25 protein-coding genes and 1 riboswitch are annotated in these 22,222 nt (G+C 62.9%); of the genes, 5 read left to right on the top strand and 20 right to left on the bottom strand.

Annotated features, from left to right (window positions below):
• Positions 1-5 precede the first annotated feature (5 nt).
• The 10 genes from Q1W70_RS17350 to cobO are packed head-to-tail and all read right to left on the bottom strand — an operon-like array spanning position 6 to position 8,890.
• Positions 6-737 (bottom strand): adenosylcobinamide-GDP ribazoletransferase, encoded by a 732-nt coding sequence (locus tag Q1W70_RS17350; RefSeq protein ID WP_302097660.1) that lies wholly within the window; start codon positions 735-737, stop codon positions 6-8.
• Between the two features lie 2 nt (positions 738-739).
• Positions 740-1,315, bottom strand: a complete 576-nt coding sequence (gene cobC / locus Q1W70_RS17345) for an alpha-ribazole phosphatase family protein (protein ID WP_302097659.1) — start codon at positions 1,313-1,315, stop codon at positions 740-742.
• Complete coding sequence (cobT, locus tag Q1W70_RS17340; RefSeq protein ID WP_182341838.1) at positions 1,312-2,367, bottom strand: nicotinate-nucleotide--dimethylbenzimidazole phosphoribosyltransferase; 1,056 nt, start codon at positions 2,365-2,367, stop codon at positions 1,312-1,314. Before cobT ends, cobC begins: the two co-directional genes overlap by 4 nt.
• On the bottom strand, positions 2,364-2,885 hold the full coding sequence (gene cobU, locus Q1W70_RS17335; RefSeq protein WP_182341841.1) for a bifunctional adenosylcobinamide kinase/adenosylcobinamide-phosphate guanylyltransferase: 522 nt from the start codon (positions 2,883-2,885) through the stop codon (positions 2,364-2,366). Before cobU ends, cobT begins: the two co-directional genes overlap by 4 nt.
• Before the next feature lie 24 nt (positions 2,886-2,909).
• The gene (locus Q1W70_RS17330; protein WP_302097657.1) at positions 2,910-4,403 is read right to left on the bottom strand and encodes a cobyric acid synthase; all 1,494 of its coding nucleotides are present in this window, start codon (positions 4,401-4,403) and stop codon (positions 2,910-2,912) included.
• Entirely contained in the window at positions 4,391-5,392 is a 1,002-nt protein-coding gene (gene cobD, locus Q1W70_RS17325; protein WP_182341847.1) for a threonine-phosphate decarboxylase CobD, read from the bottom strand. Before cobD ends, Q1W70_RS17330 begins: the two co-directional genes overlap by 13 nt.
• Positions 5,385-6,293, bottom strand: coding sequence for an adenosylcobinamide-phosphate synthase CbiB (gene cbiB / locus Q1W70_RS17320; RefSeq protein ID WP_302097654.1), 909 nt, complete (start codon positions 6,291-6,293; stop codon positions 5,385-5,387). The genes cobD and cbiB overlap by 8 nt, the downstream gene beginning before the upstream one ends.
• Positions 6,290-6,940: a 5,6-dimethylbenzimidazole synthase gene (gene bluB, locus Q1W70_RS17315; protein ID WP_265538170.1), complete on the bottom strand. Its 651-nt coding sequence runs from the start codon at positions 6,938-6,940 to the stop codon at positions 6,290-6,292. Before bluB ends, cbiB begins: the two co-directional genes overlap by 4 nt.
• The gene (locus Q1W70_RS17310; RefSeq protein WP_302097653.1) at positions 6,937-8,268 is read right to left on the bottom strand and encodes a cobyrinic acid a,c-diamide synthase CobB; all 1,332 of its coding nucleotides are present in this window, start codon (positions 8,266-8,268) and stop codon (positions 6,937-6,939) included. The genes bluB and Q1W70_RS17310 overlap by 4 nt, the downstream gene beginning before the upstream one ends.
• A 10-nt stretch (positions 8,269-8,278) precedes the next feature.
• Positions 8,279-8,890, bottom strand: a complete 612-nt coding sequence (gene cobO / locus Q1W70_RS17305; RefSeq protein ID WP_166589099.1) for a cob(I)yrinic acid a,c-diamide adenosyltransferase — start codon at positions 8,888-8,890, stop codon at positions 8,279-8,281.
• A gap of 82 nt (positions 8,891-8,972) precedes the next feature.
• Positions 8,973-9,209, bottom strand: a riboswitch (cobalamin riboswitch).
• A gap of 154 nt (positions 9,210-9,363) precedes the next feature.
• Here cobO and Q1W70_RS17300 point away from each other — a divergent pair.
• Both Q1W70_RS17300 and Q1W70_RS17295 read left to right on the top strand, forming a co-directional pair.
• Positions 9,364-9,948 carry a hypothetical protein gene (locus Q1W70_RS17300; RefSeq protein WP_302097652.1) on the top strand — a complete coding sequence of 195 codons (585 nt, stop codon included), beginning with the start codon at positions 9,364-9,366 and terminating at the stop codon, positions 9,946-9,948.
• Between the two features lie 66 nt (positions 9,949-10,014).
• Positions 10,015-11,328, top strand: a complete 1,314-nt coding sequence (locus tag Q1W70_RS17295; protein WP_302097651.1) for a PQQ-dependent sugar dehydrogenase — start codon at positions 10,015-10,017, stop codon at positions 11,326-11,328.
• A gap of 9 nt (positions 11,329-11,337) precedes the next feature.
• Here the strand turns inward: Q1W70_RS17295 and Q1W70_RS17290 are convergent, their stop codons facing one another.
• The 6 genes from Q1W70_RS17290 to Q1W70_RS17265 all read right to left on the bottom strand — a co-directional run bounded on the left by Q1W70_RS17290 (position 11,338) and on the right by Q1W70_RS17265 (position 16,629).
• Complete coding sequence (locus Q1W70_RS17290; protein WP_166589102.1) at positions 11,338-12,000, bottom strand: class I SAM-dependent methyltransferase; 663 nt, start codon at positions 11,998-12,000, stop codon at positions 11,338-11,340.
• 26 nt (positions 12,001-12,026) lie between these two features.
• The gene (locus Q1W70_RS17285) at positions 12,027-12,560 is read right to left on the bottom strand and encodes a C40 family peptidase (protein ID WP_166589103.1); all 534 of its coding nucleotides are present in this window, start codon (positions 12,558-12,560) and stop codon (positions 12,027-12,029) included.
• A 232-nt stretch (positions 12,561-12,792) separates the two neighbouring features.
• Complete coding sequence (locus Q1W70_RS17280; protein WP_095170341.1) at positions 12,793-13,416, bottom strand: C40 family peptidase; 624 nt, start codon at positions 13,414-13,416, stop codon at positions 12,793-12,795.
• Positions 13,417-13,629: 213 nt separating this feature from the next.
• Entirely contained in the window at positions 13,630-14,334 is a 705-nt protein-coding gene (hda, locus tag Q1W70_RS17275; protein ID WP_008033543.1) for a DnaA regulatory inactivator Hda, read from the bottom strand.
• A 146-nt stretch (positions 14,335-14,480) separates the two neighbouring features.
• Positions 14,481-15,554, bottom strand: a complete 1,074-nt coding sequence (locus Q1W70_RS17270; RefSeq protein WP_166589104.1) for an AI-2E family transporter — start codon at positions 15,552-15,554, stop codon at positions 14,481-14,483.
• A 34-nt stretch (positions 15,555-15,588) separates the two neighbouring features.
• Positions 15,589-16,629, bottom strand: a complete 1,041-nt coding sequence (locus Q1W70_RS17265; RefSeq protein ID WP_178117359.1) for a DUF2066 domain-containing protein — start codon at positions 16,627-16,629, stop codon at positions 15,589-15,591.
• Positions 16,630-17,015: 386 nt separating this feature from the next.
• Between Q1W70_RS17265 and purM the strand changes: the two genes are divergently transcribed.
• From purM to Q1W70_RS17250, 3 genes are read left to right on the top strand one after another with little or no spacing between them, the layout of a single operon-like run.
• A complete protein-coding gene (gene purM, locus Q1W70_RS17260) occupies positions 17,016-18,074 on the top strand; it encodes a phosphoribosylformylglycinamidine cyclo-ligase (RefSeq protein ID WP_095170344.1) in 1,059 nt (352 codons plus the stop codon).
• Positions 18,074-18,724 carry a phosphoribosylglycinamide formyltransferase gene (purN, locus tag Q1W70_RS17255; protein ID WP_182341863.1) on the top strand — a complete coding sequence of 217 codons (651 nt, stop codon included), beginning with the start codon at positions 18,074-18,076 and terminating at the stop codon, positions 18,722-18,724. The genes purM and purN overlap by 1 nt, the downstream gene beginning before the upstream one ends.
• 8 nt (positions 18,725-18,732) lie before the next feature.
• Positions 18,733-19,446: a DUF3108 domain-containing protein gene (locus Q1W70_RS17250; protein ID WP_166589107.1), complete on the top strand. Its 714-nt coding sequence runs from the start codon at positions 18,733-18,735 to the stop codon at positions 19,444-19,446.
• A 265-nt stretch (positions 19,447-19,711) separates the two neighbouring features.
• Here Q1W70_RS17250 and Q1W70_RS17245 read toward each other — a convergent pair whose 3' ends face one another.
• From Q1W70_RS17245 to Q1W70_RS17230, 4 genes are read right to left on the bottom strand one after another with little or no spacing between them, the layout of a single operon-like run.
• Complete coding sequence (locus Q1W70_RS17245; RefSeq protein ID WP_166589108.1) at positions 19,712-20,020, bottom strand: antibiotic biosynthesis monooxygenase family protein; 309 nt, start codon at positions 20,018-20,020, stop codon at positions 19,712-19,714.
• Positions 20,021-20,064: 44 nt separating this feature from the next.
• Complete coding sequence (locus Q1W70_RS17240; protein ID WP_206684665.1) at positions 20,065-20,799, bottom strand: helix-turn-helix transcriptional regulator; 735 nt, start codon at positions 20,797-20,799, stop codon at positions 20,065-20,067.
• Positions 20,771-21,424 (bottom strand): peroxiredoxin-like family protein, encoded by a 654-nt coding sequence (locus tag Q1W70_RS17235; protein ID WP_185818753.1) that lies wholly within the window; start codon positions 21,422-21,424, stop codon positions 20,771-20,773. The genes Q1W70_RS17240 and Q1W70_RS17235 overlap by 29 nt, the downstream gene beginning before the upstream one ends.
• Before the next feature lie 60 nt (positions 21,425-21,484).
• Positions 21,485-22,042 (bottom strand): MarR family winged helix-turn-helix transcriptional regulator, encoded by a 558-nt coding sequence (locus tag Q1W70_RS17230; RefSeq protein ID WP_178117360.1) that lies wholly within the window; start codon positions 22,040-22,042, stop codon positions 21,485-21,487.
• Positions 22,043-22,222 lie beyond the last annotated feature (180 nt).

The raw sequence follows: 22,222 nt of genomic DNA, 5'->3' as shown, positions 1-22,222 counted from the left end.
TTAGCTCAAGCCAGCGCCAGAGCCATCAGCACCGCCACTTCCAGCAATTCCAGCAATGCCCCCGCCGTATCCCCGGTGGTCCCGCCAAGGCGCCGCATCATCAAATGACGCACACCGGCGAACACCCCGGCCGCCGCCACCAGCGCAATCACCCCGCTCCAGCTCGCCATCAGCACGCAGGCCAGCGCACTGAGCAGCAGCACCCGCTGGCCGATCCTGCGTGGCAAGTGGTCAGCCAGTGCCTGCCCCAGCCCCCCTGCCCGCACATAAGGCGTCGTCAGGAACAAGCCGAGCAAGGCCGTGCGTCCGAGCAGTGGCGCAAGGATCAGCGCGACCGTGGCCTGGTGTTCGATCAGCGCCAGCAAGGCGGCGAATTTGAGCAGCAGGACCAGCACCAGGGTGACCACCGCAATCGGTCCGCTGCGTGGGTCTTTCATGATGGTCAGGGTGCGTTCGCGATCACCAAAACCTCCCAGCCAGGCATCGGCACTGTCGGCCAGGCCATCCAAGTGCAAGCCGCCACTGAGCACCACCCACACCGTCAACAGGATGGCCGCGTGCAACATCGCCGGAGCCCCCGACAGCAAGGCGTTCAGGCCCCACAACAGCCCCCCGAACAACAGCCCCACCGGCGGATAAAACAGCAGCGAGCGTCCCAGTTCCTGGGGGGATGGCATGCCCGGCAGGCGAATCGGCAGGCTGCTGAGAAATTGCAGGGCGATCCACAATGGCAACATGTCTACGCCTCTTCCCGAAGCACGACGTCAGCCTCGACTTGCAGGGAGAACAGCCCGCCGTGGCCGACTTCGACGTTCAGCAATTGCTCGCGCGGCAACCCGCGCGCGCGTGCCAGCAGCAGGCGCATGACCCCGCCATGGCTGACCAGCAACACCCGCTCACCGGCATAGGCCTGATGCAAGCGTTGCACCGCCGCCAACACCCGCGCCGAGAAGTCGCTCACGGGCTCGCCCTCGGGCGGGGTGAAACCATAAGGGTCTGACCAGAACCGGCCAAGGGCGTCGGCGTCGGTTTCCATCAACGCCGCCGCGCTGCGCCCTTCCCAGGCGCCAAAATGCAGCTCTTGCAGATCCTGCTCCAGCGTCACCGGCAGGCCCAGTTGCGCGCCCAGCTCCTCGGCAAACCGCGCACAGCGTTGCAGGGGCGAACTCACCAGTCGGCTCCAGGGGCCGCCCCCCACCACGGCGTCGCGCATCTGCTGCCAACCCAGCGGGGTGAGCGCGTCATCCAGACTGCCGCGCAGGCCGCCGCCCAGTTCGGTTTCACCGTGGCGCAGCAGGTCCAGGTGCAAGCTCATGCCGGGCGATCGGCAACCGCCGCCTCGGCAAAGGTCGCCATCTGCCCGTGCAGGTCGCAGGCCAGGCGCAGCAAGGGCACCGCCAGCGCCGCACCGCTGCCCTCGCCCAGGCGCAAGCCGAGGTCGAGCAGCGGTTGCGCGTTCAAGGTTTCCAAGACATGCCGGTGACCCGGCTCGGCCCCGCGGTGGCCGAACAGCAGCCACTCGCGACAAGCCGGGTTGAGGCGCACGGCAATCAGGGCTGCGACGCTGCAGATAAAGCCGTCCACCAGCACCGCCAGCCCTTCCTGGGCACAGGCCAGGTAAGCGCCGACCAGCGCGGCGATTTCAAAGCCGCCGAGGTTGAACAGGGTTTGCAGCGGGTCACCGCGCTGCGCCGCGTGCAAAGCCAGGGCGCGTTCGATGACCTGGGTCTTGTGGCTGACGCCCGCCGTGTCCAAGCCGGTGCCCGGGCCGGTGAGATGGGCCACCGGACAATCCAGCAAGGCACAGGCCAAGGCACTGGCCGCGGTGGTATTGCCAATGCCCATCTCGCCGCCGATGAACAGCTCCGCGCCTTCGGCCAGGGCTCGCAACACGGTCTCGCGCCCGGCTTGCAAGGCTTGCGCGCCTTGGGCCGCAGTCATGGCCGGGCCATGGGCGAAGTTGGCGGTGCCAGGCCCCAGGTGCAGGTGGCGCACCCCCGGCAGGTTCAGCGATGGGGTGACGGTGCCGAGGTCGACCACTTCCAGCCGGGCTTGCAGCTGACGCGCCAGCACGCTGATGGCCGCGCCGCCGTTGACGAAGTTGCGCAACATCTGCCCCGTGACTTCCTGGGGAAAGGCCGAGACCCCTTCGGCCACCACCCCGTGGTCACCGGCAAAAATCCCGATCCACAGCTGGTTCACGCTCGGCTTGAGTCGACCTTGCAGCCCCGCCAACTGCACCGCCAGCGTTTCCAGCTGCCCCAGCGAGCCGGCGGGCTTGGTCAGTTGCTGTTGCAACTGCTCGGCGTCTTGCACGGCTTGGCGATCAACGGCCTTGCACGGGTTCAGCCACCAGGATTGAGTCATAACGCAGTACCTTTCAAAGTCAGGGGCAGGCCGGCGACGGTCAACACGACACGCTGACAGCGCTCAGCCAGGGCTTGATGCAACCAACCGGCTTCATCGACATAACGGCGAGTCAGTTCGCCCAGCGGCACGACCCCCATTCCAGTCTCGTTGCTGACAAAAATCACCTCTCCCGGCAACGCCGCCAGGCAGTCCAGCAGGGCTTCACGTTCCTGGGCCAGACGCTCGGGGTTGTCGAGCATCAGCAGGTTGGTCAGCCACAGGGTCAGGCAATCCACCAGCAGGCAGCGCTCGGCACTGGCGGTTTCGCGCAGAACCCGCGCCAGCGCCAGGGGCTCCTCGATCAACCCCCACTCGGCCGGACGGCGCGCCCGGTGATGGGCGACCCGGGCGTTCATTTCGCCATCCAGCGGCTGGCTGGTGGCAATGTAGGTCACCGCCAGGGAGCTGTCGGTGGCGAGCTTTTCAGCCAGGCGGCTTTTGCCGGAACGGGCACCGCCAAGGATCAATTGCAGCATGGTCATAACCTTTTATGAGCGGTATCAGGGGCAACTCTGCGCAGCGAGGCGCCCAGGCCGGTCAACCGACAAACCACAGAGCTCGCGCAACAGCCCGGTATCCAGGTGCTTCTCCACCAGGTCCGCCAGGCGCTCGATGTCGCGCTCGCGCAGCCCGTGATAATCGACCGCCTGCACATCCGCAAGCCCGGCCCAGCGCAACAGCGCACTGCACGCAGCCGGCGACTCGAACAGGCCATGCAGGTAAGTCCCGAGGACCTGCCCATCGGCACTCTGCGCGCCATCGCTGCGGCCGTCGTCGAGCAACACGGCGGGCTGCTCCAGCGCCACCCCACGGGTGACCCCGGCATGAATTTCATAGCCACTGACCGCAGCGTTTTCCAGCACCAGGCGGCCACGCACATTGCGCAGTTGCTTCTCGGCCTCCAGCACCGTGTCGAAGGCCAGCAAGCCCAGCCCGGCACTGGAGCCCGCGGCCCCTTCCAAGCCCAGCGGATCATGCAACTGCGTGCCGAGCATTTGCAGGCCGCCACAGATGCCCAGCAGCTTGCCGCCGTAGCGCAGGTGACGGGCGATGGCGGTGTCCCAGCCATTGGCCCGCAGGTACGCAAGGTCGCTGCGCACGCTCTTGGAGCCCGGCAGGATGATCAGGTCGGCGGGCGGTATCGCCTGGCCCGGCCCGACGAATTGCAGATCGACCTGCGGGTGCAGGCGCAGCGGATCGAAGTCAGTGTGGTTGCTGATGCGCGGCAATACCGGCACCACCACCTTGAGTACCTGCTCGGCCTTGTCGGCCTGGCGCTGGTCAATGCCGTCCTCGGCTTCCAGGTGCAGGTCCATGACATAGGGCAAGACCCCGATGACCGGCTTGCCGGTCCGCGCCTCCAGCCAGTCCAGGCCCGGTTGCAGCAAGGCGATGTCACCGCGAAAACGGTTGATGATGAAACCCTTGACCCGCGCCTGCTCGCTGGCCGACAGCAATTCCAGGGTGCCCACCAGATGGGCGAAGACTCCGCCACGATTGATGTCGGCAATCAACACCACCGGGCAATCGACGGCCTCGGCAAAGCCCATGTTGGCGATGTCACCGGCCCGCAGGTTGATCTCGGCCGGCGACCCCGCCCCTTCCACCATCACCAGCGGATAGGCCGCGCTCAGGCGTTGGTGCGAGGCAAGTACTGCCTGCATGGCGATGGCCTTGTAGTCGTGATACGCGACCGCATTCATGCTGGTCACCGCGCGCCCGTGAATGATCACCTGGGCCCCGGTATCGCTGTTGGGCTTGAGCAGCACCGGGTTCATGTCGGTGTGGGGTTCGAGGTTCGCGGCCTGGGCCTGCACTGCCTGGGCCCGACCGATTTCGCCACCGTCGGCGGTGACAGCGCTGTTGAGCGCCATGTTCTGCGGCTTGAACGGCACCACCGATACCCCCTGGCGCGTCGCCCAACGGCAGAGCGCCGTCACCAGGGTGCTTTTGCCGGCATCGGACGTGGTGCCTTGTACCATCAACGTGGGCATGGGGTTTCCTTGGCATAGGCGACAAAGGCACGCTCCAGGCGCAACCAGTCGGTTTCGTCGGCCGGCAGGCCGAAGCGCAGGCTACTGTTGTGGCTGAACAGGCGCAGCAAAATGCCCTGGCGTGCCATGAATTCATACAGGTGCTCGGCACGTTCGGTGCTCAACCACTGGAACAGCGCGCAGCCGCCCTGAGGCTTGAAACCATGCCGTTCCAGCAGTTCGACCAGACGTTCGCTCGCCTCTTCACTGCGCTGGCGCTGGCGCCGATGACCTTCGCTGTCGAGCAGGCAGGCTTGCCCCAGCACCCGTGTCGGCCCGGCAACCGCCCAGGGGCCCACCTGCTCGGCGAGCAGATTGAGCAGCCGCCGTTCGGCCAGGACAAACCCCAGGCGCACCCCGGCCAGGCCGAAGAACTTGCCGAAGGAACGCAACACGATCAGCCCGACCTGATGGGCAAAAGACGCCAGGCTCAGGTGCGGGGTGTTGTCCATGAACGCTTCGTCCACCACCAGCCAGCCGCCTCTCTGGGCCAGGCGGGCATGCCAGTCGAGCAGGCGCTCCGGGGTCAGGCTCAAGCCTGTGGGGTTGTTGGGGTTGACCACCACCAGCACGTCGAGGTTGTCGATGAAAAGCTCCACCTCCTGCTCCAGCACCTCGCGCACGATGTAGCCGTTACGCCGCCAGGCTTCGGCGTGCTCGGCATAACAGGGCGACAGGACGCCGACTTTGCCGGCGCGCCGCAAGCGTGGCAGCAACTGGATGGCCATCTGCGAACCGGCGACCGGCAGTACCTGAGTCGCGCCATAGTATTGCCGGGCAGCCTGCTCCAGGCCGTCCTCGGTTTCCGGCAAGCGGGCCCAGGCCCTGGCGGGAATCGGCGGGATAGCCCATGGCCAGGGTGCCAGCCCGCTGGAGAGGTCGAGCCAGTCGGCCTCAGCAATTCCATAGTGCAACGCCGCCTTGCGCAGGCGACCACCGTGTTCAAGCATAAAACTCGGCCCCCACACAGAGGATCAACAGCCATACCCATACCCCGCGCTGGACCAGCAACCAGCCACGATCGATGGAGTCGGCGTCCGCCGGTACGCCCTCGCCCAATGGCGGACGCTGGTGCAGTTCGCCATGATAGATGGCCGCCCCACCCAGTTCGACGCCCAGTGCGCCAGCCCCGGCAGCCATCACCGGGCCGGCATTCGGGCTGTCCCAGGTCGGTCCCTGGGTACGCCAGCACTTGAGGGCCAGCCGGGTCTTGCCGAGCACCGCATAGGTCAAGGCCACCAGACGTGCGGGAATGTAGTTGAGCACGTCGTCGATTTTCGCCGCCGCCCAGCCGAACCGCTCGAACCGTTCGTTGCGATAGCCCCACATGGCGTCCAGGGTATTGCTCAGGCGATACAGCACCACCCCGGGCGCCCCGGCCACGGCGAACCAGAACAACGCGGCAAACACCGCATCGCTGCCATTTTCCAGGACCGACTCGGTGGCCGCGCGGGCCACTTCGTTGGCGTCCAGCTCACTGGTCTGGCGGCTGACCAGGTAACTGACGCGGGTGCGTGCTTCGTCCAGGTCATTGCTGCGCAGCGCCTGGGCCACCGGCTCGACGTGCTCGCCCAGGCTGCGCAAGCCCAGGGCGCAATACAGGGCCAGGATCTCGACGATCCAGCCGAGGTAAGGCAGCCAGGACAACGCCGTGGCCAACAGGGTCAGCGGCACCACGGCCAGCACCCACGCGGTCACCCCATGGCTGCGCCAGCCACGGCCGGCAGAATTGAAACGCTGCTCGATGCGCCCGGCAAATCGACCGAACGCCACCAGCGGATGCCAGCGCTTGGGTTCGCCCAGCAGCGCATCCAGCGCAACGCCAGCGACACTCAACAACGCCACACTCATTGACTCACTCCCCAGACATTTTCATACAGCAATTCATGCAGCGGACGCACTTGCGCCCAGCCTTCAAGGGCCAGCATCGGCGCCGGATAAAAGGCCTTGACCGGGCCCAGGCAGAGAATCGCCACAGGCTTGGCCCCGGCCGGCAGTTGCAACAGATCGGCCAGTGCCTGGGGCTCGAACAGCGAAACCCAGCCCAGGCCCAGGCCTTCGGCGCGCGAGGCCAGCCACAGGTTCTGGATCGCGCAGGACAACGACGCCATGTCCATTTCCGGCAAGGTGCGGCGGCCGAAAATATGCCGCTCGCGATCGTCCATCAACGCGGCCACCAGCACTTCGGCGCAATCGCTGATGCCTTCGACCTTGAGTTTCATGAACTCATCGCTGCGCTCGCCGAGGGCTTGGGCGGTGCGGATGCGTTCTTCCTCCACCAACGCCTGGAGCTGCCCGCGCAAGGCGCGGTCGCTGATGCGAATGAAGCGCCATGGCTGCATCAGGCCGACACTGGGCGCCTGATGGGCCGCTTCAAGCAAACGGCGCAGCAGCTCGGGCTCCACTGTGCCACCGCTGAAGTGGCGCATGTCGCGCCGCTCGGCGATGGCGCGGTAGACCGCCTGGCGCTCGGTGTCGGTAAAGGCGTTGTCGGTCATGAGCCGTTCGCGAGCGCGCTCGCTCCCACAGGGTTCGGCGCAAACAATGCGGCGATCGCCCCAGGATTGGACGGGAAATAAAAGTGCACATAAGAGGCCGTCATCCGCCCCTCACGATAAACCGCCTCCGCGCCCCGCCCGCCGTTCGGGCTCAGCCCGCGGGCAATCGGCTCAAGTTCCGTACTGGTCAACGAATGGTGGTACGTGTGCCCACGCAACGTGCCTTCTGGCAGCTCGACCGCTTGCAGCGCCAACGCCGCCAGGCGTTTTTGCATCACCGCAGCGCCTGCCAGCAATCCCACCAGTTCGGCACGCGTGCCGTCTACGTCGGTGAGGGAATCGAGCAGGTACAGCATGCCGCCACACTCGGCGAGCAGCGGCTTGCCGGCGGCGTGATGGGCGCGGATAGCGTCGAGCATCGCGGTGTTGCGCGCCAACGCCACGTGGTGCAATTCCGGGTAGCCGCCAGGCAGGTACAGGCTATCGGCCTCAGGCAACTGACTGTCACGGATCGGCGAGAAGAAGCGCAACTCGGCGCCCATCGCTCGCAGCAAATCCAGGCTCGCACCGTAGGTGAACGCGAACGCTTCATCACGGGCTACCGCAATGCTGACTCCCGCAAGCAACGGCTCGACCGGGATCACGTCGGGCGCGGCAAATTCCACGGCTGGCGGCAAGGCCACCTGGCAACTGCTGCCCAGCGCTTGGGCGGCGGCATCGAGGCGCAGGTCCAAGTCGTTCAGCTCACTGGCTTGCACCAGGCCCAGGTGCCGGCTCGGCAATTCAATCCCGGTCTCCCGGGACAGCGCGCCATACCAGCGCAGGCCTTCGGTCAGGCTGCCTTCCAGCAACTGGGCGTGGCGCAGGGTCCCCACCCGGTTGGCGAGCACGCCGGCAAACGGCAGGTCCGGCTGATACCGCGCCAGGCCCAATGCCAGCGCCCCAAAGGTCTGGGCCATGGCGGTGCCGTCGATCACTCCCAGCACCGGCACCCCGAAGTGGCGCGCCAGGTCGGCGCTGGACGGGGTGCCGTCGAACAACCCCATGACCCCTTCGATCAGGATCAGATCAGCCTCAGCGGCGGCTTCCCACAATAGCCGGCGACTTTCCTGCTCGCCGACCATCCACATGTCCAACTGATACACCGGCTGGCCACTGGCGCGCTCGAGAATCATCGGGTCGAGAAAATCCGGGCCGCACTTGAACACCCGGACCTTGCGCCCCTGATTGCGGTGCAAACGGGCCAGGGCGGCGGTGACGGTAGTCTTGCCTTGACCTGAGGCTGGCGCGGCGATCAGTACCGCCGGGCAAAAACGACTGCTGGTCATAAAACGATGCTCACAGCTCGACGCCTTTTTGCGCCTTGATCCCGGCCTGGAACGCATGCTTGATCACGCCCATTTCGGTGACGGTGTCAGCCAGCTCGATCATTTGCTCTTTGGCGCCGCGGCCGGTGACCACCACGTGCTGCATCGGCGGGCGGGCTTGCAGGTCGCTGAGCACCTGATCGAGATCGAGGTAGCCATGCTTGAGGGCGATGTTCAGCTCATCGAGCACCACCAGGCCGATCGCCGGGTCGCGCAGCAGTTCGCGGGACACCTGCCAGGCAGCCTCGGCCGCGGCGATATCGCGCTGGCGATCCTGGGTTTCCCAGGTGAACCCTTCGCCCATCACATGAAACCGCACCTGCTCCGGGAAGCGCCGGAAAAACAGCTCCTCACCCGTGCTGTTGCGGCCCTTGATGAACTGCACCACGCCGCACTGCATGCCATGGCCCATGGCGCGGGCGAGCATGCCGAACGCCGAGCTGCTCTTGCCTTTGCCATTGCCGGTCAGCACCAGCAGCAGACCACATTCGTTGGGCGAGTTGGCAATACGTTCATCGATCACGGCTTTTTTGCGCTGCATGCGCGCCAGGTGGCGTTCGTCACGATCAGGGGAATCAGTCATGGGGGGAGCTCTCCGTTGAGGCTGGATAACGGCGGGCAGGCATAGGAATAGACGGCAAGAAGCCTGGCATCGCCCACCGTGATGCCGCTGGATGGATCAGGCCGGTCTCCGGGCTCATGAGTGGCGCGCTGGCCGGACGACGCGCCTTCCCATATCGGACACCGATACAGTGGCTCAAAGCGTCGTTTTCACTCATTTACCGTTGCGGGGGCAGCGCCGGGATCGTCGCCCGTTCTGTCATAGAACGCGCGCTCACCGGCTTCCCTGTTTCACTCGATCGACCCTGGGGTCACCGAGCACCTGAAACAAGTCGCGAAGGTTAGTGGGTTGGGGGTGGAGCGTCAATTAAAGCCGGGTTTATCGGCACAGAGAAAACCGCCCGGCGCGATAAACCCCTGCCTGTCTTGTGCGAGGTCGAAAGCAGTGATATCAAATAGCCACACACCAATACGACAATAATAAGGGTGAGCAACATGCAAGGCATGATCATCAGTAACCCGAAGCTGGAATTCCTGCGCCCGGTACTGGAACGCTGGTTTACCTGCATCGACCGCTTCAACGCCGTGCGCGGCGACGGTGAAAGCCCCTACTGGTTCGATGAGCGTGCCAACCTGAGCCTGCTCTCGGCAGCCGCCTGGATGGCGGAAATGGTGACCCTGCAACACACCCCAACCCCCAAGCAGGTGGAGGAAGGCGATCGCAGTGGCCGTGCCGACCTATTGCTTGCCAACGCGCAACAGCGCGCCTACCTGCAAGCGAGCCAGCGCTGGCCGCGCCTCAACGCCCTCAACCTCAGTCAGGCGCTGCTCGACATTACGGCGGCAGCCAAAACCATCGCCTACTCCAACGAGCTGAAACTTGGCTGCCTGTTCGTGGCGCCCCACAAGCCGCAGCAAAGCGCCACGCCGGAAGAGTTACAGGACCTGATCGACGATCTGCAAAAGCAGCACTGCTGCGCTGTGGCCTGGTATTTCCCCTACGCCTACCGCAAGTTGCGCAACGAAGCCGGGCACTACCACCCCGGTGTCGCGGTGCTGCTCAAGGAAGCGCGCACCTGATGGATTGAACCTAAGGCCGTGCTGGCTCCTCTATGCATTAAGTGGTGCATTCAAACGGAGAGCCGCATGTCCAAGTCCCGCCTCGTCGGTGTCATCGCCCTGGCCGCAAGCCTGGTCGCCTGCGGAGAAACCTCGAACCTCAGGGTCGAGGATGGCACCGGGCCCTCGCCCAAGCTGCCTGAACCAAACAAAACCCTGATCCCCACGGTCAACATCGCGCCCGCCGTCGGCTGGGCCAATGGTGCCAAGCCGATCGCCGCGCCGGGCACCCAGGTGGCTGCCTTTGCCGAAGGGCTGGACCATCCGCGCTGGCTCTATGTGCTGCCCAACGGCGATGTGCTGGTCGCAGAAACCAATGCACCTCCCAAGCCTGAAGACAGCAAAGGCATCCGTGGCTGGGTCATGGGCAAGGTCATGGACCGCGCTGGGGCCGCGGTGCCAAGCGCCAACCGCATCACCCTGCTGCGCGACGGCAACCACGATGGCGTGGCCGAGACCCGCAGCAGTTTTATCGAAAACCTCAATTCGCCATTTGGCATGACCCTGGTCGGCAACGACCTGTACGTCGCCGACACCGATCGCCTGCTGCGCTTCACCTATGTCGAGGGGCAAACCTCGATCACCAGCAAACCGATGAAAGTGATCGACCTGCCCGCTGGCACCCTGAATCACCACTGGACCAAAAACGTCATCGCCAGCCAGGACGGCAGCAAGTTGTATGTCACGGTGGGCTCCAACAGCAATGTCGGGGAGAACGGCCTGGAACAGGAACAGGGCCGCGCCGCCATCTGGGAGGTGGATCGCGCCACCGGCAATCAGCGGATTTTCGCCTCGGGCCTGCGCAACCCCAATGGCATGGCCTGGGAGCCGAGTTCGGGCAAGCTGTGGACGGCGGTCAACGAGCGAGACGAGATCGGCAGCGACCTGGTGCCGGACTACATCACATCGGTCAAGGACGGCGGTTTTTATGGCTGGCCCTTCAGCTACTTCGGCCAGCACGTCGATGCTCGCGTCAGCCCGCAAGATCCGGATCGGGTGGCCCAGGCCATCGCCCCGGACTACGCGGTGGGTCCACACACGGCATCCCTGGGACTGACCTTCGCCCAAGGCAGCACGCTGCCAGCGCCGTTCACCGAAGGCGCGTTTATCGGCCAGCACGGCTCATGGAACCGCAACCCCCACAGCGGCTATAAGGTGATCTTCGTGCCCTTCAGTGGCGGCAAACCGAGCGGGCAGCCGATGGATGTGCTGAGTGGCTTCCTCAATGAGGACGAAGAGGCCATGGGCCGGCCGGTGGGGGTGGTGATCGATCGGCAGGGTAGCTTGCTGGTGGCCGATGACGTGGGCAACAAGGTGTGGCGGGTGTCCAGGCGTCAGTAAGCTCAGCGCCTAGCGTTTGCGGCACAGCGTCAGGCCATCGCCCAGGGGCAATAACGACAGGTCGACCCGCGGATCATCCTTCAAGGCCAGGTTGAGTGCCTGGATGGCGCGGGTGTCGGCGCTCTCGGGCTGGAGCTCCAGGACCCGGCCACTCCACAGGGTGTTGTCGAACACCGCCAGACCGCCACTGCGTAACAGGCGCAGGGCGCTTTCCAGGTAGGCCGGATAGTTGGCCTTGTCGGCATCGATGAATATCAGGTCAAAACTGCCACCCTGCCCCTGCTGCTCTATCTGCGCCAGGGTCTGCAACGCCGGCGCCAGGCGCAGCTCGATGCGCTCGCCGAGGCCAGCTTCCTGCCAGTAGCGGCGCGCCGTGGCGTTGTAGTCACCGATGATGTCGCAGCAGATCAGTTGGCCATCATCCGGCAGGGCCGCGGCCATGCACAGGGCGCTGTAACCGGTGAACGTCCCCACTTCAATGACCCGGCGCGCGCCGGTGAGCTTGATGAGCAACGCCAGGAACTGGCCCTGCTCCGGGGCTACCTGCCAACGCGCCATGGGCAGCGCCTGGGTCTCGTCACGCAGACGACGTTGCAGCGGCGTTTCGCGCAGCGAGACGTCGAGCAGGTACTGGTAAAGGGCATCGTCGAGATTCAGCGTACGCGCGGTCATCACCACCTCTGCCAACCCGTTGTGAACTAGGGATTGCGCGCCAGGTGCTCGGGTTGCAATACGCGCTTGGCGCTCAGGTAGGCTTTTTGCCAATAGGCTTTGGACAAGCTGTCGAGCTTGACCGTACCACCGGTGGCCGGCGCATGCACGAAGCGCCCTTCGCCGACGTAGATGCCGGCGTGACTGACCCGTGAGCCACCGTTGGTGGCAAAGAAGATCACATCGCCCGTCTGCAGGGCCTCTTTGCCGACGCTGGGGGCCTGCATGCCGATCATTTCACCGGTGGTGCGCGGCAGGGAAATACCCGCCGCATCCCGGTAGACATAGCCAATCAAGCCACTGCAATCAAATCCCGAATCCGGAGTATTGCCGCCCCAGCGATAGGGGGTGCCCACCAGGCCCAGGGCGCGAAACAGCACATCTTCGGCAGCCGGGGAGAAATTCTGGGTCGGGGCAAAAATCGGTGCGCGGACCACCTTGGCCGGTGGCGGCGTACGGCTGGCGCAGGCACTGAGCAGTGCGACGCAGAACATGAGTGCAAGGCGGGCCGACATCGTCATTACCGAACATCCTGATCTGGCTACGGCTGTCATTGCCGAGAGGCTGAAAACAAAACCGCGTAAGCAGGGCTTACGCGGTTAGTTGATCAACAATAGATCAGGATTCTAGCGGCTACGCGTCAAACTTCAAGTAAGACTTTAAGTTTGCACTACAAAAAGAAGGGGTATTGCCGGGGAGGAGGTTCTTTCGCTGGCGGGCGCTCGCCTGGAGCGCCGTTGCCAGCCTGCCCGCTTACTTGCGGGCAGTGACCGTGGTCGGAGCCATGGCGAGGGCGCGCTTGGCTTCGATGAAGGTCTTGCTCCAGTAGCTGTCGCCCAGGCTATCGACCCGGACACCGCCGCTGCGGCTGCTGCTGGAGTGGATGAACTGGTTGTCACCCAGGTAGATCCCGGCGTGGCTGACACGTCCGCGACGACCATTGGTGGCGAAGAACAGCAAGTCGCCTGGCTCCAGCTTGCTACGGGAAACCAGTGGCGCATCGACGTTGATCATTTCACGGGTGGAGCGTGGCAGGTTCATGCCGGCTTCTTCGCGAAACAGGTAGCCGATGAAACCGCTGCAATCGAAACCGGCTTCAGAGGTACCGCCAAAACGGTAACGGGTACCGATCAGGGACATGCCACGTTCGAGGATGCTGTCGGCCAGAACCGGCATCTGGTAAGGCTTGCGGCCCGCAAACGCGGCCAGCTCTTTTTCGGTTGCCAGTTCTTCCTGGTAAACAGCGGAAGACTGTGCGGTAACAGAGTTCTTGACCTGCTGCTGGGGCTCTTGCTGGGACACTGGGGAGTGTGCAGCGCAACCAAACAACAGGGTGACGAGTGCGAGAGGCACGAGGGGTGCGAAGCGCTTTAGCATGGGCACGACCGTGGCTGATGTGTGTAAAGAAGCCGAGACTATGCCTTCTATCATCCTCATTTGCAAATTCAATCGATTTAAATGTGACTTTACGGTTTCGCCCGGCCATCTAAGCGCTTAAGCCCAATTTAAATCTGCACGCCTGTCGAACGCCGTTCGCCTGCGGGTTTTCTGACGCCTGAAATTTGCCGAAACGCGCTACAGGCCGCGGTTTTACCAGCCCAGGGTTTCTTTGAGGAAGGGAATGGTCAGCTTGCGCTGAGCCTGCAGGGACGCCTGGTCGAGGCGCTCAAGCAGCTCGAACAGAGCACTCATGCTGCGGGTACCGCGAGTCAGGATAAAATGCCCGACTTCGTCGGTCAGGTGCAGACCGCGGCGCGAGGCACGCAGTTGCAGGGCGCGTAATTTGTCCTCATCGGACAACGGACGCATCTGGAAAATCAGCGCCAGGGTCAAACGGGATTTGAGGTCGGCCAGCTTGACCGGCAGCTCCCGCGGCGAAGTCGACGCCGCGATCAGCAAACGCCGGCCACTGTCGCGCAGCCGATTGAACAGGTGGAACAGCGCCTCTTCCCAGTCCGCCCGCCCGGCGACCGCCTGCAGGTCATCCAGGCATACCAGCTCGTACTGCTCAAGGTTGTCGAGGATCTCGATACCCCGGTCCAGCAACTCGGCCAACGGCAGGTACACCGCCGGCTCGCCCAACTGCTCGAAACGCAGGCACGCCGCCTGCAACAGGTGCGTGCGCCCTACCCCGTCCTTGCCCCACAGATAGATCAGGCTTTCGGTCCAGCCGGCGTCGGCTTCGCACAGGCGTTCGACATAGCCGAGTGCAGCGGCGTTGGCGCCAGGGTAGTAATTGATAAAGGTGGCGTCATCACGCAGACGCACACCTAGGGGCAGCTGAATCGGTTTCATGCTGACTGAACAGTTCCAAAGGAACCGTTAGTGGCCTCTGTGTAAAGTTTGCAAAGTTTATACCCGTGAAGCCAGCCGCACAATGCGGCAGACCATAAGCAAAATCAAAGGTTTGCGTTAACTTGCCAGTATCGGGCCAGACACGCTCACGCCTCGGGCCCCTGTTCCCCACTGTACATTCCCGAATCCTTGTACAAATCTTGCACATGACGCACCAGCACCATGATCACCGCGGCCACCGGCAACGCCAGCAGGATCCCGGTAAAGCCGAACAACTCGCCACCGGCCAGGATCGCGAAGATCACCGCCACCGGGTGCAGGCCAATCCGGTCACCCACCAGCAATGGCGTCAACACCATGCCTTCCAGGGCCTGGCCGACCATGAACACCGCGACAATGCCGATCATCGGGTACAGGTCGCCACCAAACTGGAACAATCCGGCAATCAACGCCGCGCCGATCCCGATCACAAAGCCCATGTAAGGCACGATGGCCGCCAGACCGGCAATCAGGCCGATCAACAGCCCCAGCTCCAGGCCGATCAGCATCAGGCCCGCCGCATAGATCACCCCCAACGCCAGCATCACCAACAACTGCCCGCGCACAAACGCGCCCAGCACCTCATGGCATTCGCCGGCCAACGACACCAGCCGCGCCTCACGGTCACGGGGCAGCAGGCTGCGGATCTTGGCCATCATCACGTCCCAATCGCGCAGCAGGTAAAAGCTCACCACCGGGATCAACACCAGGTTGGCCAGCAACCCGATCAGCGCCAGGCTGGACGCCGTGGCCTGGCTCAGCACCACCCCGACGATGTCGGTGGTCTGCCCCATGTGCTCACTGATGGCGGCCTTGACCTTGTCGAACTTCCAGAAGCCGTCCGCCAGCCCCAGCTTGGCCTGCACCCACGGCATTGCGGTGTGCTGCAGCCAGTCGAGCATCTGCGGGGCCAGTTCGTACAGGCGAAACAACTGCTTGGCGAGCATCGGCACCAGCACCAGCAACAAGGCCATGACGATCAAGGTGAACACGGCAAACACCGCCACCACGCCCCAGGTCCGCGAGAGCCCGTACTTTTCCAGACGGTCGACCATCGGATCGAACAAGTACGCCAACCCCAGCGCCACCAGGAACGGCGTGAGGATCGGGTGCAACAGATAAATGAACAGACACAGCAGGACGACCCCACCCAGCCAAACCCAACGCCGCGAATCGGCCATGTACCACTCCTGCTTCTATATAGGAAAAGAAAAACTACCAGCGAAAACTCAATTGCGCCTTGGGTGCCGCCGCCACAGCCGCAGGCGTGCCCTCGGCGCCTGGCGGCAGTGGCGCGGGCGCCGTTACGGGCACCTCTTGCAACTTGGCCAGGCTCAACTGGGCACGCAGTTGCTCGCTGCTGCCATTGACCCGATACACGATCCGGTCACCCACCACCCGCTGCAAGCGAGCACCAAAGGGCTCCAGCAAGCGCCCCAGCGCGGCATAACGCTCAAGGTTCATGCCCTGCACCTCAAGCAACTGCTCGCCGGACGCCCCCGGCTTGGAAGCAAAGCGCGGCGCCAGGCGCTCACTCACGGCCAGCAACACCGCGTCGGCGACCGCAGCACTGTCCGCCCCCTGCACGCTGCCCTGCTCATGCTGGTCTCCCAGCCACAGATGCCACTTGGCCTGCCATGAACCGCCCTCTTCACGCGCATGCACCGCCAGCAGGCCATCGGCGCCGTATCGCTCGGAGGCACTGCGCAACGGGGTGGAATCGTTACCTTCCAGATTGGGCGCGGTGGCGACCAGTTGCTCGCTCAGGTCGGCCAGTGGCAGGCGCAAGGGTAACCCACGATGCTGGGCCGCACGGCGCAAGGGCTCGGCACTGGACTGGCCGTCGCCCACCAGGTTCGAACCTTCGGTGGAGTCGTTGAGCCACCACCCCAGGATCGATGGCCGATTGGCGCCCCACAAAGCCAACCCGGCCTGGCGCAACGCGCGATCGGTGCTCGCCGGGTCGAATTCGACCTGCAGGCTTTCCGGCGGCCCGGCATCGTAGCCGTACTGACTGATGATTTGTTGCGGATCCTTGCGCAGGGCGGCCAGGCCGGGGCTTTGCAGGGCCTTGGGATCTCCGGTCAGGCGCAACACCAGGGTATCGAGCGCGCGCTGGGTGGCCTGGTCGCGCTCTTGCGGGGTCTGGTTACTGACCGGCTCGCGCACCTGATAGAGACCTTTGACGGTTTGGGCCTGACTGGCCAGGCTGAGCACTGACAACACACCGGCAAACAGCAATTTACACAGACGCATGGAAGATTCCCGACGACAGAGAGCGGCTGGAACACACCGCATGAATCAACTTGAACAGGGCTGTGACCACACGCCCCGGCAAAATATTCACGCGATCACTGGAAGTTTTGACTCCGTCATAACCATAGACGGTAAACGGCTCTACCTTATACAGCGACGCGCGAGGTCACCAGCGCCGGCATTTTTTGCTTTTTTTTGCCGATATGCCCCTGCCCGTCGGCCCGAGGATGGCCGCTGCCCCTCAAGCCTGATAAAATCGCGCGCCTTCGCAGACCGGCAATGGCCGGGAGCTCTGAAATGTTTTGCGCGGCACTCCCGCCAGGACGCTTTCAGCCTTCCCGCCAGACTCGGTCGTTACCCCTGAATCCCCCCTAAAGGCCTGGATCATGAGCAAGCAACCCTCCCTGAGCTACAAGGACGCCGGTGTAGACATCGACGCCGGTGAAGCATTGGTCGAACGCATCAAGAGCGTCGCCAAGCGCACTGCGCGCCCGGAAGTCATGGGCGGCCTGGGCGGTTTCGGCGCCCTCTGCGAAATCCCGGCCGGCTACAAGCAGCCTGTACTGGTTTCCGGCACCGACGGTGTTGGCACCAAACTGCGCCTGGCACTGAACCTGAACAAGCACGACAGCATCGGCATCGACCTGGTGGCCATGTGCGTTAACGACCTGGTGGTATGCGGCGCCGAACCGCTGTTCTTCCTGGACTACTACGCCACCGGCAAGCTCAACGTCGAAACCGCCACCCAGGTGGTCACTGGCATCGGCGCTGGCTGCGAACTGTCCGGCTGCTCCCTGGTCGGCGGCGAAACCGCTGAAATGCCTGGCATGTACGAAGGCGAAGACTACGACCTGGCTGGCTTCTGCGTCGGCGTGGTCGAGAAAGCCGAGATCATCGACGGCTCGAAAGTGGCCGCCGGCGACGCCCTGCTCGCCCTGCCTTCGTCCGGCCCGCACTCCAACGGCTACTCGCTGATCCGCAAGATCATCGAAGTCTCCGGTGCCGATATCGAGAACATCGAGCTCGACGGCAAGCCGCTGACCGACCTGCTGATGGCCCCGACCCGCATCTACGTCAAGCCGCTGCTCAAGCTGATCAAGGACACCGGCGCCGTAAAAGCCATGGCCCACATCACCGGTGGTGGCCTGCTGGACAACATCCCACGCGTTCTGCCTAAAGGCGCTCAAGCCGTGGTTGACGTTGCGAGCTGGACCCGTCCTGCCGTGTTCGACTGGCTGCAAGAGCAAGGCAACGTCGACGAAAACGAAATGCACCGCGTGCTGAACTGCGGCGTGGGCATGGTCATCTGCGTCGCTCAAGAGCACGTTGAAACCGCGCTGAACGTGCTGCGTGAAGCCGGCGAGCAGCCTTGGGTCATCGGTCAGATCTCCACCGCTGCCGAAGGCGCGGCCCAGGTTGAACTGAAGAACCTCAAGGCTCATTGATGTCCAAGACCTGTGATGTGGTGGTGCTGTTGTCCGGCACCGGCAGTAACTTGCAGGCCTTGATCGACGACGCACAGCATGCGGACAACCCTGTCCGCATCCGCGCCGTGATCTCGAACCGCGCCGATGCCTACGGCCTTCAGCGCGCCAGGGACGCGGGTATCGACACCCGCACCCTGGATCACAAGGCGTTCGAAGGCCGCGAGGCCTTCGATGCCGCCTTGATCGAACTGATCGATGCATTCCAACCCAAGCTGGTGGTACTGGCCGGTTTCATGCGCATTCTCAGCGCGGATTTCGTGCGCCACTATCAGGGCCGCCTGCTCAATATCCACCCTTCGCTGCTACCCAAATACAAAGGGTTACATACTCATCAGCGAGCACTGGAGGCCGGCGACACTGAACACGGATGCAGCGTGCACTTCGTTACCGAGGAACTCGACGGCGGCCCACTGGTCGTACAGGCAGTAATACCGGTAGAGTTGCATGATTCGCCGCAAAGTCTGGCGCAACGCGTACATGTGCGCGAGCACCAGATTTATCCGATGGCTGTTCGCTGGTTTGCCGAGGGCCGCCTGAGCCTTGGCGAAGAAGGTGCTTTACTGGATGGCCAGTTGCTCGAGGCCAGCGGTCACTTGATTCGTAACTAGGAGATATTATGCGTCGCGCCCTGCTCTTCGCTTGCGCTCTGTTCGCCCTGCCACTCGCGCAGGCTGCAGACCTTCAACCGTTCTCCGCCAGCTACACCGCCGACTGGAAACAGCTGCCGATGAGCGGCACCGCCGAACGCAGCCTGGCCAAACAAGCCAATGGCGCCTGGAAGCTCAGCTTCAAGGCCTCCATGATGATTGCCAGCCTGACCGAAGAAAGCACCCTGACACTCGACAAGGACACCCTGCTGCCGCAGTCGTATCACTTCGAGCGTGGCGGCCTGGGCAAGGCCAAGAAGGCTGACCTGGATTTCGACTGGACCACCAAGATGGTCACCGGCACCGATCGCGGTGACCCGGTCAAGATCCCGCTCAACCGCGGCATGGTCGACAAATCCACCTACCAGCTCGCCCTGCAGCACGATGTTGCCGCCGGCAAGAAGAGCATGAGCTACCAGGTGGTCGATGACGGCGAAGTCGATACCTACGACTTCCGCGTCCTGGGCTCCGAGAAAGTCGACACCAAGGCCGGCCAGATCGACGCGATCAAGGTGGAGCGCGTACGCGACCCGACACAAAGCAAACGCATCACCGTGATGTGGTTCGCCAAGGACTGGGACTACCTGCTGGTTCGCCTGCAACAGGTCGAAACCGACGGCAAGGAGTACAACATCATGCTCCTGGACGGCACCGTCAACGGCAAACCGGTCAAGGGCAGCTAAGCCTGGAAACACCCAAAAGCCTCGCGAAAGCGGGGCTTTTTTTACGTTCAAAAAATGGCCTCTCAATCACGGGGCCCCACGGATCGCGCAGGGTTGTCCTGCGCCCATCCACCTCATCATTTCTCGCCCCTCCCCATAAAAGCCCAAAGCAAGAACTCTCCTACTTGAACCCAAGTCGATTGTTCTTGCTCATCGCATTACTGATGCAACCATGCCCATGCAATGGTCACGGCCGGGAAGCAGTCCAGCGAAGGACGTTAGAGGGTCAGTTCGCCTCCGGAGCCAGGTGGCTCATGAACGAGAGCTCTTCAATGGCCTCCATGTACTCGCAAAACCGCGGATCACCACCACTAAAAGCCAGCGCCACTTTTTGCGCGTGTTCAAGACTGCTCCAGGTTGCCAGGTCCGCGAAGACCCGATCATCACCCATGGGGCAGTAGGCACGGTACTCGATCAAGCCTGGGAAACTCTTCAATGTTTCGCGAAGCGCGGCGCGAAGCCGTGGCACTTGGGCAACGTACTGCGGTTTCACTTTGAAAATCGCCAGCTCTAGCACATGAGATAAGGGCAGCATCGATAGGCTCTTCTATATGTAAGGGAGCCATGATTATCAGCACCTCATACTGACAGCGTCGTGTCAGTTGCCGTGAGCAACTTCCACTGATTGGCCTGATGCCTCATGTACGCCTGCAAATCAAAGGCAGCCTTGTCAGGCAAGGGCTGCTGGGAAGCGGCAAGAGCCGTTATGCGATCAACCCGAAAATCTCGGTAACCCTCCCGAGCACAACACCAACAGCCAACCGTCCATTTTCCTCCCCAATAGAACAGGCCGAGCGCAAATACCACTCGGTGAGATACCACTCCATCCAGTCGGGTGTACGTCATCGACAACGCCTGCGTACCCTCAATGGCCTTGCGCAAGGTTGCGAGATGTCGGCGCGTTGCAGGTGGTACAGCGCCCAGCGCCCTGACTTTCGCCAGGCCGGGCTCGATCTGGTGATGCACGATAGTTGCAGAGACTTTGCTCAAGAGCGTCCTGGCCGCTGCCCCCAGATCGTTATCGGCGCTGGCTGTCAGCATTTCCACGCCCAGCATCAGTGCGTTCAACTCAAGCCGGGTCAAGGTCAGCGCGGGCATCTCATAGTCGGCATCCAGGGCATAACCGACGCCAGCGGTTCCATAGATGGGAATACCACTGAGAGAGAGGTCGTCGATGTAGCGATAGATTGAACGAACGGATACGCCAATGCGGCTCGCCAACCGATCCGCTGAAATGGGTTGATGAACACGAATCAGATTGACGAGCTGAAACAGGCGATCCGCTTTACGCACCACTGTGGCTCGATACGGCATCCAGCAACGCCAGCGGTTCTACGCGCTCGGAATAGTCGACGTTGATGAACGCGTGGCTGATCAAGCCATCCTGTGTGATGACAAATGCACTGGCCATGGGCAGCGTGAGCGCGCTGGATCCATTGAAGTCCTGCAGGTCGGCACCCAATGATCGGTACACCTGGGCAAGCTCATCTTCCAGTGTGAATACGATTCCGTATTGGCGGGCCAACTGATTCTCATGATCGCTCAGCAACAGGTACTTGATACCCAAGGCTTCGCGCGTCTTCAGGGAATACTCCGGCGTCTGGGCAGACACGGCAACCAGCGTCGCTCCGCGCTCGGCCAGATCACCTGCAATCTGTTGATAGGCGTTCAGCGCCAGATTGCAGAAGGGACACCACAGCCCTCGATAGAACACCAGCACCAACGGCCCGGCATCCAGCAACTGGCGCAGATCCACGGCCTGCCCGTCACTGTCCTTGAGCACCGCCAAAGGCGCCTTGTCATTGACGGTGAGCGCTTTGTCAGCCAGTTGCTTATCGATCAACCCCTGCAACGATGCCGCGAACACGTGTGAGACCTGGGCTGGCAGTTGTAGCGCCATTTGCGCCTTGGCGGCTCGCAGTTTTTCCTTGAGTGACATGTGTTGCTCCTTTCGCATTGACGGGGAAGATGGGTATCGACCGAGTGACTTCAGGAACGATTACGATCCTTGAGCCTGCCCTTCGGCAGCCAAAGCCTGGCTTGCCGAAATAGCGTGAATCGCTTCAGACAATGTGTCGCGCAGTTCCTGGCTCAAGCCCTGGACGATTGCAGTGATCCATTCGGTGTGTGCGGTAAACGCCTCATCCACCACTTCCCGGCCTGGGGCCGTGAGCAGGATGATCAGCTTGCGGCGGTCCACCGGATCCGGCTTGCGCTTGATAAAACCATCGCGCTGCAAACCGTCGAGCAGTCCGGTGACTGTTCCAGTGGTGATCGACAACCGAGTCGCCAACTCCAACGGAGACAAGCGCCCCCCGGCTTGTTTGAGGGTCAACAAGATGACGAAACGCCCTTCCGAAAGGCTGTGCCGGGCCAGCCTGACAGCACAGGCTCGGTTGATGGCGGTCGCCGCCGACAGCAGCTCAAAGCACAGTTTTACGCTGTCCCTTTGTTCAGGCGCAGCATGCGCAAGCTCGCTGAGCATGACGTGGTGCTTACTTTCAAGAATATTCATAAGGCGCAGTTTATCTTGGCGCCTTAATAAATCAATGCTCACGTTAAGAAGCCCATAAAGAAAAACCCCGTGCCTGACAGCATGGGATCTCTGTGCCAGGCGACACTTCGCTCATGAAACTTCTGTCATGAAACTTTCCCGCCTGCAACTGAATGTCACGCCCTGCGCGGGCTGCAGGATTTTCTCAATTCCTGCAACAGACCGTTACCGATTCTGCCGATT

This window comes from Pseudomonas kielensis (assembly GCF_030505375.1).
Classification (GTDB): domain Bacteria; phylum Pseudomonadota; class Gammaproteobacteria; order Pseudomonadales; family Pseudomonadaceae; genus Aquipseudomonas; species Aquipseudomonas kielensis.
This window is presented reverse-complemented; position numbering and strand designations above follow the sequence as displayed.